At 66.6% G+C, this 13,300-nt stretch carries 9 protein-coding genes and 2 riboswitches; of the genes, 3 read left to right on the top strand and 6 right to left on the bottom strand.

What is annotated here, in order from left to right:
* Nucleotides 1-19: 19 nt before the first annotated feature.
* From HIV01_RS07785 to HIV01_RS07795, 3 genes are all read right to left on the bottom strand, one after another.
* Nucleotides 20-475, bottom strand: a complete 456-nt coding sequence (locus tag HIV01_RS07785; protein WP_200606198.1) for a VOC family protein — start codon at nucleotides 473-475, stop codon at nucleotides 20-22.
* A 160-nt stretch (nucleotides 476-635) separates the two neighbouring features.
* Nucleotides 636-1,136 carry a YadA-like family protein gene (locus tag HIV01_RS07790; RefSeq protein WP_245156945.1) on the bottom strand — a complete coding sequence of 167 codons (501 nt, stop codon included), beginning with the start codon at nucleotides 1,134-1,136 and terminating at the stop codon, nucleotides 636-638.
* Nucleotides 1,067-4,090, bottom strand: coding sequence for an ESPR-type extended signal peptide-containing protein (locus tag HIV01_RS07795; protein ID WP_207527136.1), 3,024 nt, complete (start codon nucleotides 4,088-4,090; stop codon nucleotides 1,067-1,069). Before HIV01_RS07795 ends, HIV01_RS07790 begins: the two co-directional genes overlap by 70 nt.
* Before the next feature lie 266 nt (nucleotides 4,091-4,356).
* A riboswitch (glycine riboswitch) is annotated at nucleotides 4,357-4,457 on the top strand.
* Nucleotides 4,458-4,460: 3 nt separating this feature from the next.
* Nucleotides 4,461-4,575, top strand: a riboswitch (glycine riboswitch).
* A gap of 62 nt (nucleotides 4,576-4,637) precedes the next feature.
* Here HIV01_RS07795 and gcvP point away from each other — a divergent pair.
* Nucleotides 4,638-7,511, top strand: coding sequence for an aminomethyl-transferring glycine dehydrogenase (gcvP, locus tag HIV01_RS07800; protein WP_200609337.1), 2,874 nt, complete (start codon nucleotides 4,638-4,640; stop codon nucleotides 7,509-7,511).
* Between the two features lie 78 nt (nucleotides 7,512-7,589).
* On the opposite strand, the gene HIV01_RS07805 is transcribed toward gcvP, so the two are convergent.
* From HIV01_RS07805 to HIV01_RS07815, 3 genes are all read right to left on the bottom strand, one after another.
* Nucleotides 7,590-8,126 carry a hypothetical protein gene (locus tag HIV01_RS07805; protein ID WP_200609339.1) on the bottom strand — a complete coding sequence of 179 codons (537 nt, stop codon included), beginning with the start codon at nucleotides 8,124-8,126 and terminating at the stop codon, nucleotides 7,590-7,592.
* Nucleotides 8,127-8,238: 112 nt separating this feature from the next.
* Nucleotides 8,239-8,517 (bottom strand): DUF4242 domain-containing protein, encoded by a 279-nt coding sequence (locus tag HIV01_RS07810; RefSeq protein WP_200609341.1) that lies wholly within the window; start codon nucleotides 8,515-8,517, stop codon nucleotides 8,239-8,241.
* 30 nt (nucleotides 8,518-8,547) lie between these two features.
* Complete coding sequence (locus tag HIV01_RS07815; protein WP_200609343.1) at nucleotides 8,548-9,363, bottom strand: methyltransferase domain-containing protein; 816 nt, start codon at nucleotides 9,361-9,363, stop codon at nucleotides 8,548-8,550.
* A 155-nt stretch (nucleotides 9,364-9,518) separates the two neighbouring features.
* Here HIV01_RS07815 and HIV01_RS07820 point away from each other — a divergent pair, with 155 nt between their 5' ends.
* Together HIV01_RS07820 and HIV01_RS07825 are read left to right on the top strand one after the other, a co-directional pair.
* Nucleotides 9,519-10,232: a response regulator gene (locus HIV01_RS07820; RefSeq protein ID WP_200609345.1), complete on the top strand. Its 714-nt coding sequence runs from the start codon at nucleotides 9,519-9,521 to the stop codon at nucleotides 10,230-10,232.
* A 95-nt stretch (nucleotides 10,233-10,327) separates the two neighbouring features.
* A complete protein-coding gene (locus HIV01_RS07825; protein WP_200609347.1) occupies nucleotides 10,328-13,171 on the top strand; it encodes a PAS domain-containing hybrid sensor histidine kinase/response regulator in 2,844 nt (947 codons plus the stop codon).
* Nucleotides 13,172-13,300 lie beyond the last annotated feature (129 nt).

The raw sequence follows: 13,300 nt of genomic DNA on the forward strand, positions 1-13,300 counted from the left end.
CTGGGAATGGGCAATGCAATCAGGTACCGGCGTTCGACGCCGCGGTATCGATCGGCACTTCGTCAGGCGGGCCTTTGAGCTCGACCAGATTGCCCTCCGGATCGAACAGGTACTGCGACGGACCTTCACCTTCGGCACCGTAGCGTCGCCCGAACTCGCCGACCTGCACGCCACGCGCCTGCAGGTAGTCCACGATGGCATCACGGTCGAAGGGGTCGGCGCGCAGGCACAGATGGTCCATGTTGCGTCCTTCCACCCCGGGTGCCGCGCCGCCCATGCGCCCGATCTTGCCGGCCACGTCGACCAGGTCGATCAGCGAGTTGCCGGCACGCAACTGGAGCAGGCCGATCGCGTCCACGCGGCGCTCGACCTTGCAGCCGAGCACGTCGCAGTAGAACGCCGCCATCGCCGCCGGGTCGCGCACACGCAGCACGACGTGATCGAGCTGCAGCAATCGGAACGGGGCGGCGTCCATGTGTGATTCCCGAGGGGGGCGGGTTGCAAAGGATACCCCCTGCGGCACGACCGCGTTCCGGCGATGAATGTTCCGGCACATAAGGCACAGAAAAAGGGGGCGGATTGCTCCGCCCCCTTCACTCACTGTCGAGCTGGCACGACGACGGTGTCGCCGAGACTTACCAGCCGAAACCGGCACCCACGCCGACGGTGCTGTCCTCGTCGGTGAACGAAGCACCGGCCGTCAGCGTGGCCCCACTGTTCCGGAAGGCGCGCTGGTAACCCACGGCCATGGCGAGCTTGCCGTTGCTCGCGCCCGCACCCACGCCGACGCGATTGTTCCGGTTCACGCCGCTCATGCTCGCGGTCATGGAGGCCATCGCGCTGCCCATCGCGCCGAGGCGATCAATGCGCTCGTCCTGGACCTGGAAACGATTGTCGACATCGCTACGCAGACTGTCGATCTCGCCCATGGCGCTCTTGAAGCGGTCGTCGGCGTACGCGTTGGCCTGCGACAACACGGTATTGTTCTGCGCCTGCAGGCGGGCATTGAGCTGGGAGACGTTGACGGCATCGTGGTCGGATACACCGGCAGCGACGTTACGCATCGTCACCGGCTTCGCCGCACCCTCGCCGCCAAGCGTGACGCTGCTCTTGTCGGAGCTGTCATAGGCCACCATCGCCTTGGTCTACCCTTCTCGTCGATCACGCCCGCTGCCTTGAGCTGCCCCATGTTCACCGCATCGTTGTCGGCCTTGCCGGCCGCCACGCCCGTCAGCGCGCGGTCGCCTGCCGTGCCGGCGAAGTTCACCGAGGTACCGTCAGTCGCCTTGCCCACCGTCAGCTGCTCGCCGCGAGCCGCCTGCTGCACGAGGCCAACGGCGCCGCTATTGATCTGGTGGGTCAGGTTGTTGACGTTGGATTCGACGTTGTCGATGCGCACGGTGTTGTTGTAGACACGACCGTCCAGGTTGGTGATAGCGCCTTCGACGCCGGACACCTTCGAGGTGGTGCCGTCGGCATTGGTGACAGCGTAGGTCGGTGCCGAGACCGTGCCATCGGCGTTTACAACCGAACCACCGCCCAGCGCGGTCGCCACCGACTGGCTGACGCCGTGCAGCTGGCTGCCATTGATCGCATCGGTGCTGGTGGCCGAGACCGCCCCGGCGGCGACGCCGCTGAGCTTGCGTGCTTCGCCCGCCGCGTTGGTGAAGCTGACCTCGCGGCCATCGGTGTCCTTGCCCACCGTCAGCTTCTGGCCAGCGCCCGCCTGCTGCACCATACCCACCGTGCCGCTGCTGATCTGGCTGCTGAGGTTGGTGATCTGCGTGGTGTTGTTGTAGACGCGGCCATCCAGGTTGGTGACCGCATCACCCACGGTGTGGACCTGCGACTGCGAGCCATCGGAATTGGTCACGAGGTAGGTCGGACCGGTGACGAGACCGGTGACCGGGTCGATCGACGCGCCGCCGCCCATGCCGTCGACGACGGACTTGAGCTGCGAAACGTTGACGGCGTCCTCGCTGGCGGTACCGGCGGCCACGCGGGTCAGCCTGCGGGCACGGCCGGCGTTGTTGGCGAAATCGACCTCGCTGCCATCGCTGTCCTTGCCCACCGTCAGCTTCTGGCCAGCGCCCGCCTGCTGCACCATACCGACCGAACCGCTATTGAGCTGGGTGTACAGGTTGGACACGCTGCCCTCGACGGTGGTCACGCGACCACCGATGTTGGTCACGTCGGTCCGGATGGCGGAGATATCACCTTCGTTCTGGGTGACACGACCATCGATGCTGGTCACATCGGTCTTGATGGTGGAGATATCACCTTCGTTCTGGGTGACACGACCATCGATGCTGGTCACGTCGGTCCGGATGGCGGAGATATCACCTTCATTGGTGGTCACGCGACCGTCCAGGGCGGTGATGTCGGTGGCGTTCTGGGCCACGTTCTGGTTGGTGGCGTACAGCTGCGAACCGTTGACCGCATCGACCGAGGTGGCCGACAGCGTGCCGACGGACACACCGGTCAGCTTCCGGGCACCGGCCGTGCCGGCGAAGTCCACCAGCGTGCCGTCAGTGTCCGTGGCCACGCCGATCGTGCGGGTGGTCGAGTCCTGCTTCACCAGGCCCACCGAGCCGTTGTTGATCTGCGTGGTCAGATTGGACACGTTGCCTTCGACCGTGGTCACGCGACCACCGATGTTGGTCACATCGGTCTTGATGGTGGAGATGTCACCTTCGTTGGTGGTCACGCGACCGTCCAGGGCGGTGATGTCGGTGGCGTTCTGGGCCACGTTCTGGTTGGTGGCGTACAGCTGCGAGCCATTGACCGCATCGACCGAGGTGGCCGACAGCGTGCCGACGGACACACCGGTCAGCTTGCGGGCACCGGCGGTGCCGGCGAAGTCCACCAGCGTACCGTCGGCGTCCTTGGCCACGCCGATCGTGCGGGTGGTCGAGTCCTGCTTCACCAGGCCCACCGAGCCGTTGTTGATCTGCGTGGTCAGGTTGGTCACGTTGCCTTCGACCGTGGTCACGCGACCACCGATGTTGGTCACATCGGTCTGGATGGCGGAGATATCACCTTCGTTCTGGGTGACACGACCATCGATGCTGGTCACGTCGGTCTTGATGGTGGAGATGCCACCTTCGTTGGTGGTCACGCGACCGTCCAGGGCGGTGATTTCGGCGGTGTTCTGGGCCACGTTCTGGTTGGTGGCGTACAGCTGCGAACCGTTGACCGCATCGACCGAGGTGGCCGACAGCGTGCCGACGGACACACCGGTCAGCTTGCGGGCACCGGCGGTGCCGGCGAAATCCACCAGCGTGCCGTCGGTGTCCTCGGCCACGCCGATCGTGCGGGTTGTCGAATCCTGCTTCACCAGGCCCACCGAGCCGTTGTTGATCTGGGTGGTCAGGTTGGTCACGTTGCCTTCGACCGTGGTCACGCGACCACCGATGCTGGTGATGTTTGTGGTGTTGGCCGTGGTGGCCGTGTCCAGCTTGGCCAGCGCGGTGCCGACATCGGCAATGTTGGCCTGGCCCTGGACCGTGTAGGACGGGGCCTTGATCGTACCGTCGGCATTGACGTCCGCACCGCCGCCGAGCGCGGTGGTCACGCCCTTGAGCTGCGAGACGTTGACCGCGTCGGTGTCGGCGGTGCCGTTGGCAAGACCCATCAGCTTGTTGGTGGTTCCCGTCATCCCGGGACCGCCGAACAAGCTCAACCCTCCGTGGATGTAGGCGGCCGGCTTGCCGGCGACGACGTTATTGCCGAACACTTCCAGGCCGCCGCGCGCGAAGAGGCCGTTGCCGTTCGAGATCAGGTTGAGCCCCGAGGCCATGGCGCTCGAAGGCGTGGCAGTTCCCAGGCTGAGCGCGCAGGAGGGGTTGGAGATTCCGGTCGCGCCCGTGTAAGAGTCCTGAATGACGGTGCACATCCCATCGTTGAAATCATTGAACATGGCAGTCTCCACCGCTCCCGCGGAGCCGGAAACGCCGGCCAGCATCACGGCGCCAAGCAATGCCCCGCCACCGACAGTCCTCCCGGTCTTCTTGCGGCCCTTGGCCATTTCCGAGGCGACGACCCAACGGCCAGTGGTGGTGTTGAAGACGATTCGAAAGATGTTGTTCATTGCATTGCACCTGAGGAGTGAGAAAAAGCCGCGCTTGGCTTTGGCTGGTGCGAATGCTAGGAACCGGTTATTTGTGTGATATGGGGAACGTCCTAATCTGTCCGGGCACCCTCGGCGACCCTTCCCTCACGGCCTCGCGAGACTTATTCCCGGCGGATTTTCATGATCGATTCAGGCTCGGGGGTGGGTCGTGACCCCTCAGTCGCATCATTTCCGCGACCTCGACGCCCCGTCCGGACGACCACACCGGCTATAATTGCGACCGCAAGCAGACGGTGGGAGAAGCGGACCAGCCCAGACAGGGCCGGACCGCTGCCGAAGGCGCAAACGCCCGGAATCGCTCAGGCCCCACAACCGCCGTCGGCTCAAACTCTGGAGAGACCGGATGCCCTCGCGGGCACGACCGGCGCCGAAGGGGCAAGAAGCAAAGCGGGGTCCTCGTCCCCCGACCCTGCGCTTCCAAACTCTCAGGCAAAAGGACAGAGGGGCATTCCATGTGCGCGATTGCGCACGCACGGCTTTTCATCAAGCCACAACGGATGCCTCCATGAGCCACAACACGCCTGCTTCCCTGCGCGACCTCGAGCACCACGACGCCTTCCTCGAGCGTCACATCGGCCCCAACGACGCTGAAATCGCCCAGATGCTGAGCGTGGTCGGCTACGACTCGCTCGACGCGATGACCGACGCGATCGTGCCGGCCAACATCAAGTCGCCGTCACCGCTGGCACTGCCGGCGCCGATCACCGAGGTCGAGGCCATCGCCAAGATCCGCGCGATCGCGGACCAGAACCAGGTCTTCCGCAGCTTCATCGGCCAGGGCTACTACGGCACGCACACGCCCAACGTCATCCTGCGCAACATCCTCGAGAACCCGGCGTGGTACACGGCCTACACGCCGTACCAGGCGGAGATCTCGCAGGGCCGCATGGAAGCGCTGATCAACTTCCAGACCATGTGCGCCGACCTCACCGGCATGGAGATCGCCAACGCATCCCTGCTCGATGAAGGCACCGCTGCCGCCGAGGCCATGACCCTGGCCAAGCGCTCGGCCAAGTCGAAGTCGAACGTGTTCTTCGTTTCCAACGGCGTGCATCCGCAGACGCTGGAAGTGCTGCGCACGCGCGCCGAGCCGCTCGACATCGAGCTGGTCGTCGCCGACGACGCCGAAGCCATCAGCATCGACAGCTTCGGCGTGCTGCTGCAGTACCCCAACACCTTCGGCCAGGTCCACGACTACAAGGCGCTGGCCGATGCCGTGCACGCGCGCGGCGGCCTGGTCGCCGTGGCCACCGACCTGCTCGCACTGACCCTGATCGCAGCTCCCGGCGAATGGGGCGCCGACATCGTCGTCGGCAACACCCAGCGCTTCGGCGTGCCGTTCGGTTTCGGCGGCCCGCATGCCGCGTTCATGGCCTGCCGCGACGCCTACAAGCGCTCGATGCCTGGCCGCCTGATCGGCGTATCCATTGACGCCGAGGGCAAGGCCGCCTACCGCCTGACCCTGCAGACGCGCGAGCAGCACATCCGCCGCGAGAAGGCGACCTCCAACATCTGCACCGCGCAGGTGCTGCTGGCGGTGATGGCGAGCATGTACGCGGTCTACCACGGTCCCGAGGGCCTGACCCGCATCGCCCGCCGCACCCATCGCCTCGCCGCGATCCTTGCCGGCGCGCTGCGCCAGGCCGGCCTCACGGTCGGCCCGGACTTCTTCGACACGCTGCACGTCGTCGGCGTCGATGCCGCCGCGGTCCACGCCAAGGCCGAGGCCGCGCGCATCAACCTGCGTCGCATCGATGGCAACAGCGTCAGCATCAGCCTCGACGAGACCACCACGCGAGCCGACGTGATCGCGCTGGCAGCACTGTTCGGCGCCAGCATCAGCGACATCGACGCCCTCGACAGCGCCACCGCCGATGCCCTGCCGGCTGGCCTGAAGCGCACCAGCGGCTTCCTCGCGCACCCGGTGTTCAACACCCACCACAGCGAGCACGAGCTGCTGCGCTACATGCGCGCCCTGGCCGACAAGGACCTGGCGATGGATCGCACCATGATCCCGCTGGGCAGCTGCACGATGAAGCTCAACGCCACCGCCGAGATGATCCCGGTGACCTGGCCCGAGTTCGGCAACCTGCATCCGCTGGCCCCGGCCACGCAGGCGCAGGGCTACAAGGAACTGATCGACGGCCTGGAAGCGATGCTGGTCGAGTGCACCGGCTACGACGCCGTCAGCCTGCAGCCGAACTCCGGCGCGCAGGGCGAATACGCCGGCCTGCTGGCAATCCGCGCCTACCACCGCTCGCGCGGTGAGGACCACCGCGACATCTGCCTGATCCCGGAGTCGGCGCACGGCACCAACCCGGCCTCGGCGCAGATGTGCGGCATGCAGGTCGTGGTGACCAAGTGCGATGCCAACGGCAACGTCGATGTCGACGACATCCAGCGCGCCGCCGAGAAGTACAGCGACCGCCTGGCCGCGCTGATGATCACCTACCCGTCCACGCACGGCGTGTTCGAGGAAGACATCGTCAAGATCTGCGAGATCGTGCACACGCACGGCGGCCAGGTCTACACCGACGGCGCCAACATGAACGCCCTGGTCGGCGTCGCCAAGCCCGGCAAGTGGGGCTCGGACGTGTCGCACCTGAACCTGCACAAGACCTTCTGCATCCCGCACGGCGGCGGTGGTCCGGGCGTCGGCCCGTGCGCGGTGAAGTCGCACCTCGCTCCGTTCCTGCCGCGCACGTTCGGTGGCGAAGGCGATGTCGGCATGGTCTCGGCGGCGAGCTTCGGTTCGGCCTCGATCCTGCCGATCAGCTGGATGTACGTGACGATGATGGGCGCCGAAGGCCTGCGCAAGGCGACCCAGGTCGCCCTGCTCAACGCCAACTACATCGCCACCCGCCTGGCACCTCACTACGAGACGCTCTACACCGGTCGCAATGGCCTGGTAGCGCACGAGTGCATCCTCGACCTGCGCCCGCTGAAGGACGCCACCGGCGTGTCGGCCGAGGACGTCGCCAAGCGCCTGATCGACTTCGGTTTCCACGCCCCGACCCTGAGCTTCCCGGTCGCCGGCACGCTGATGGTCGAACCGACCGAGTCGGAGTCGCAGCACGAGCTCGACCGCTTCATCGACGCGATGATCCAGATCCGCGACGAGATCCGCGCGATCGAGGACGGCAAGCTCGACCGCGAGGACAACCCGCTCAAGCACGCACCGCACACCGCCACCGCGGTCACGGCCAGCGAGTGGACCCACGCGTACCCGCGTGAGCTGGCGGCGTTCCCGCTGCCCTCCTTGCGCCTGCAGAAGTACTGGCCGCCGGTCGCCCGCGTCGACAACGTCTACGGCGACAAGAACGTCATGTGCGCGTGCATCCCGGTGGATGCGTACAAGGACGAAGTTGTCGAGGCGTAACCGTTACGCGTCCGTGATCGCAACGCAACGAGGCCCCGCACTGCGGGGCCTCGTTGTTTGTGCGACTTGCCGGAAGGCTCATCGTCGCCGGACTGCCACCGGTTGGCTGGCCAGCGCCATGCCGATCCGCGCCGCGGACCGCGCGTTGTCGGCGATATCGCAACGCGACACCGGCCACACCCGCGACAGGCGCATGCGGGCGATGCAGGCCACCGCCTGCCAGCGGTCGCCACGTTCATTGGCGGCGTAAGTGGACTGGCTGGCCAGCGTGCGCTGCGGCGTCGCACCGCGTCGCGTCCTCGCGGCAGGCACGGCCAGCGCCGTGCGCGAACGTGCCATGCGGAACTGCATGACCTGGTCATGGCTTGGATACACGCGGACGGTCGGCAGATCGAACACGCGTTCGGGTTCTGGCTCCGCCGACGCGACCGTGGTGATCGGCGGCAGAGGCGTCAGCTCGGGCTCGAGTGTGGCGATCACGCGCACGCCAGGCAGGTCATGTATCGGCATGGTATGGACCGGCCCATCTCCCACGGGCTGTGCAACCACGCGGGTCGCGATCGAATGAGTGGCAGCGATCATTGCCAGTGCGGAAATCAGGGTCATCACGTTCATGGTTCAATTCCTTTATTCGTGGCCGAACGGCGATGCCCTGCCCGCTTTCCCTGGGCCGGGGGCCGAGATGGCCATGCTTCACAGCGGTGTAGCGTTTAGAGGTGGGTCGGGCTCACGCAGGCGCCATGGTCGGATCGAGTACCGACTGCACTTCGACGACGGCGTCGGCGGGAAAGCCCGCACGCTGTGCGTGTTCGCGGATCAACGATTCGTCGCTCGCCAGGTAGACGCAGTAGGTCTTGTCGTTGGCGACGTACGAATGCAGCCACTGCACGCCGGTGCCGAGTTCGTCGAGCACCTGGTTGGAGCGCTGGGCGACATCGCACAGCGCCTCGTAGGGCTCCTTGCCGATGCCGCTGATGTTTCGTTCGATGACGTACTTCCTGAGCATGGTGGTTCTCCGGTTGCGGTGGATGCGGCCTCAGGCCGACATGTCCCGTGAAGCAATGGCGTGCGGTTTGACGGCATGCACGTTCACGCCATAGGCGTGCAGCCGGTTGTGGAACTTGCGGTCGACGTCGGTACCGACGAAGGACTCGAAGCGTTCGCATACGCGTGCCTGCTCCAGGCCGCTGTCGTCGATCAGTTGCAACAAGGAGGCCTCGGTCGATGCGCCACCGATGCAGGCCGCCCACAGGTCGGCGTTGCCACGGGCAACGGCGGCCAGTTCGCGGTCGACCGCGACGGCGCCCAGGTACAGCGCCCCGCCCGGCCGCAGCACGCGAACCACCTCGGACATCAGCCGGGGTTTGTCCGGTGCCAGGTTGATCACTCCGTTTGAGATCAGGATGTCGACGCTGGCGTCGGCAACCGGCAGGTCCTCGAAGGTGCCTTCATGCAGTTCCAGACGATCCAGCAGGCCGGCCTGGGCCGCGGCCGCCATCGCGCAGGCGCGCATGGCCGCGGTCAGGTCGACACCGATCACCCGCCCGTTCGGGCCGACCGCGCGCGCCGCCAGCAGCAGGTCCATGCCCGAACCGCAGGCGTGGTCGAGCACCACGCCGCCGGCAGGGATCGTGCCAATGCGCAGCGGATTGCCGACACCGGAGAAGCGCTCGGTGCAGACCGCCGGCAGCGCCGCCAGTGCGGCCGCGTCATAGCCCAGCCGGTGCGCCGCGTAGGCTGCGCCGGTGTGGAAATGAAAGCGGCTGGCCGGGTCGCGGGCGACGCGCTCATAGACGACGCGGACCTGCTGGTTCAGCCGATTGCTGTCGATGGTGAGCGGACAACGGCCCATGACGGCCTCCCAGGTGTTGCCGTCGTCGTGTGCGTCGGCATGGGGGCCAATCTAGATAGCGCGCGTATCGATCGGATGTCTGCGCGCGGCGGGTTTGTAACAGCTGGTAACGACGGCCGATACTGTCGGCGCGGCTTTGCAGGCAGGAGCAGCTGATGGCGCATACGCCCTGTGTTCTGGTGGTCGACGACGACCAGGCGACCCGCGAGATGCTCGTGGAGGCGCTGAGCACCCACAATTTCCGGGCCCTGCAGGCCGGTGACGGCGCGGCCATGCGCAGCGAACTCGAGCGTGAAGCGCCCGACATCGTCCTGCTCGACATCCGCCTGCCGGGCGAGGACGGCCTGAGCCTGGCACGCTTCCTGCGCGAGCGTTACGACGTCGGCATCATCATGGTCACCGGCTCCGGCGACGTGATCGACCGCATCGTCGGCCTGGAGATCGGCGCCGACGACTACGTCGCCAAGCCATTCGACCCGCGCGAGCTGATGGCACGCATCAAGAGCGTCCTGCGCCGCATCCAGGCACGGCCGGAAGCGCCGGTGGCCAATGGCGGCGGCCGGCGCGTCACGTTCGGCCGCTGCACGCTCGACCTGGACGCGCACCAGGTCTTCGATGCCGATGGCACCGAGGTCATGGTCACGCACATGGAGTTCGACCTGTTGCGCGTGCTGCATGAGCACCCCGGCAGGGCGCTCTCGCGCGACCAGATCCTGACCCTCACACACAATCGTGAATGGGAGCCGTTCGATCGCTCGATCGACATCCGCATCGCCCGCCTGCGGCGCAAGGTGGAAATCGACCCGGACAACCCGCGCGCGATCCGCACGGTCCGCGGCGTCGGCTACATGTTCGTGCCGTCCACGTAACTGCCGCGGACGGAATTGTTTCTGCCGCGTAACAGCGGCCCGCGCCTGCATTTGGCGCTCCTATACTCGGTCCACGCCTGCAGCGGAGTCACGCCATGAAGTCCGGCGATCTGCCCGGTATTGCCCTCGCCGACGACCGCGAGCGCGCACTGCGCGACAGCGAACTGCGCCTGCAACAGGTGCTCGACAACACCTCGGCGGCAGTGTTCGCCAAGGATCGCAGCGGCCGCTACCTGTTCGTCAACCGCGAGTTCGAACGCCTGACCGGCCACAATGCCGCGGCGCTGATCGGGCGCTCCGATCGCGACATCTTCCCCGCCGAGCAGGCCGCCGGTCTGCGCCGCAACGATATGCGCGTGCTGCTGGAAGCGCGGGCGATGGAGTTCGAGGAGAGCGGCGTGTTCGCCGGTGAGCAGCGCACTTACCTCTCGGCCAAGTTCCCGCTGCTCGATTGCGATGGCGCGCCCTATGCGGTCTGCGGTATCGCCACCGACATCACCCGCCGCAAGCAGATCGAAACCGCGCTGAGCAGTTCGGCGCTGGCGGTGTCGAGCGCGCGCGGACGCGATCTGTTTGTCGAGCTGTCGCGTTACCTCGGCGCGATCCTCGACGTCGAGGTCGCCTTCATCGCCGAGATGCGCGAAGAAGACCCGGGCATGATGCGCGTGCTGGCCTTCGTCGCCGACGGCGCGCCGCGCGAGAACTTCGAGTACGCGCTGGCCAACACCGCCTGCGACACCGTCGTCGGCCACGGCTTCCGCATCTATCCGGCCGGTCTGGGTCACCTGTTCCCGCTGGATGACGACTTCATCGAGCTCGGCGCGGAAAGTTATGCCGGCTACCCGCTCACCGATACCCAGGGGCGTCCGCTCGGGTTGATCTCGATCGTGTCGCGGCGCCCGCTGGAACAGGCCGAGTTCATCGAGTCGGTGATGAAGATCTTCGCCGTTCGCGCATCGGCCGAGATCGAGCGCCAGCGCGCCGACGCGGCGTTGCTGGCCTCGCAGGTCAGCTATCGGCAGATCTTCGAGGCCAGCGAGGATGCGATTGTCGTCTACGACCCGGCCATCGACCGCATCGTCGACGTCAACCCGAAGGCCTGCACGACCTCCGGCTACAGCCACGACGAACTGCTGCACATTGCCGTCGACAACCTCGGCTCGGGCGAGGCGCCCTACACCGGCGCCGATGCGGCCACGCACCTGCAGTACGCACAGCAGCACGGCTCGGCCCGGTTCGAATGGCGCCGCCGCAACAAGGACGGCAGCCTGTACTGGGACGAGGTGTTCCTCAAGGCCGCCCGCATTGGTGGCGAGCCGCGGATCCTCGCCTTCACCCGCGACATCACCGAACGCAAGCTCGCCGAGGAGGCCGCACAGCGCAACGCCGAGCACCTGCGCGCCACTGTCAGCGCCGCGCTCGACTGCATCATCGCCATGGACGAGCACGGCACGATCATCAAGTTCAATCCGGCCGCCGAGACCTGCTTCGGCTACCGTGAGCGCGAAGCACTCGGGCAATCGCTGGCCGAACTGATCATCCCCGAGCGCTACCGCGAGCGTCATCGCCAGGGCATGCAGCGCTTCCTCTCCGGCGGTCCCGGACCGTACCTGCAGCGACGACTGGAGGTGACCGCGCTGCGTGCCGACGGCAGCGAGTTCCCGGCGGAGCTGGCCATCGGCGTCGACGAGAGCCCGTCGGGGCGCATCTTCATCGGCTACCTGCGCGACATCACCGAACGCATCGAGGCCGAGCAGCGCCGTGCCCGCCTCGAGTCGCAGCTGCTGCAGGCCAAGAAGATGGAAGCGCTGGGCCATCTCACCGGCGGCATCGCCCACGACTTCAACAACCTGCTGGCCAGCATCATGGGCTACGTGGCCATGGCCAGCGAGCGCAGCGCCAGCGGAGGCGACGCGCGCCTGGAGAGCTACCTGGGTCACGCGCTGCAGTCCTGCGAGCGGGCGCGCGACCTGATCCAGCAGATGCTGATGTTCAGTCGCGGACAGAAGGGCGAGCCGCGCCTGCTCGACCCGGCCCAGTGCATCGAGCAGAACCTGGCGGTGCTGCGCCCCAGCATCCCCTGCGAGGTGGACGTGGCGGTCGATACCGTTTCCGGTGTCGGCGCCATCTGCTTCGACCCGGTGCAGTTCGGCCAGGTGATGCTCAACCTGTGCCTCAATGCTTGCGACGCGATGCAGGGCCGCGGCCGGCTCGAGATCGGACTGCATGAGGCCAACGAGGATGGCGGGTTGTGCAGCGCGTGCCAGCAGCCGGTGTCGGGAACGTACGTCGAGATCGCTATCGGCGATTCCGGACCCGGCATCGAACCGGCAGTGCTGGAGCGCATCTTCGATCCGTTCTTCTCGACCAAGCCACCGGGCAAAGGCGCCGGCATGGGCCTGGCGACCGTGCACGGCATCGTCCACGAGCATGGCGGGCACCTTGTCGTCGACTCCGAGCCGGGCCGCGGCACCTGCTTCCGGGTGCTGCTGCCGATCTGCAAGGCCGACGTGGACGAAGTCGTTCGCCAACAGCGCGCGAGCGCGCCGACGGCCACCCCGCGACTGCTGGGCCGCGTGCTCGTCGTCGACGACGAGCGCAGCGTTGGCGAGTTCATGTGCGAACTGTTGTCGAGCTGGGGGCTGGAGGCGGACTTCGTCGCCGCGCCCGCGCAGGCGCTCGAACGGATCAAGCAGGCTCCGACGCACTACCAGTTGCTGATCACCGACCACTCGATGCCATCGATCACCGGCATCCAGCTGGCGCAGTCGCTGCAGTCCGTCGCACCGCAGCTGCCGGTGCTTCTCTACACCGGCCTGGCCGATCGTGTCAGCGAGCAGGCGCTGCCGGCGAACATGCTTCGGACGGTGCTGCGCAAGCCGATCGACCACGCGGAACTGGCAGGCCAACTATCAGCAATCTTGTTGCAGCCATCGTGAGAAAGCTCGATTTCCTGACGCCATTCTAGAGCTTGACATGCCCCGCTAGGCGACGAACTCGCGCGGGGGCTGGAACTCACTTTGACATCCCCCAACGAAGCGGCTGATTAGAAGCACACGACGGAGAGT

The organism is Lysobacter arenosi (assembly GCF_016613475.2).
Lineage (GTDB): Bacteria > Pseudomonadota > Gammaproteobacteria > Xanthomonadales > Xanthomonadaceae > Lysobacter_J > Lysobacter_J arenosi.

Excerpts from the sequence above, each read along its gene's own strand:
- HIV01_RS07790 (WP_245156945.1), bottom strand. The coding sequence starts at position 1,136 with ATGGTGGCCTATGACAGCTCCGACAAGAGCAGCGTCACGCTTGGCGGC.
- HIV01_RS07825 (WP_200609347.1), top strand. The coding sequence starts at position 10,328 with ATGAAGTCCGGCGATCTGCCCGGTATTGCCCTCGCCGACGACCGCGAG.
- HIV01_RS07815 (WP_200609343.1), bottom strand. The coding sequence starts at position 9,363 with ATGGGCCGTTGTCCGCTCACCATCGACAGCAATCGGCTGAACCAGCAG.
- HIV01_RS07820 (WP_200609345.1), top strand. The coding sequence starts at position 9,519 with ATGGCGCATACGCCCTGTGTTCTGGTGGTCGACGACGACCAGGCGACC.
- HIV01_RS07810 (WP_200609341.1), bottom strand. The coding sequence starts at position 8,517 with ATGCTCAGGAAGTACGTCATCGAACGAAACATCAGCGGCATCGGCAAG.
- HIV01_RS07795 (WP_207527136.1), bottom strand. The coding sequence starts at position 4,090 with ATGAACAACATCTTTCGAATCGTCTTCAACACCACCACTGGCCGTTGG.
- HIV01_RS07785 (WP_200606198.1), bottom strand. The coding sequence starts at position 475 with ATGGACGCCGCCCCGTTCCGATTGCTGCAGCTCGATCACGTCGTGCTG.
- gcvP (WP_200609337.1), top strand. The coding sequence starts at position 4,638 with ATGAGCCACAACACGCCTGCTTCCCTGCGCGACCTCGAGCACCACGAC.
- HIV01_RS07805 (WP_200609339.1), bottom strand. The coding sequence starts at position 8,126 with ATGAACGTGATGACCCTGATTTCCGCACTGGCAATGATCGCTGCCACT.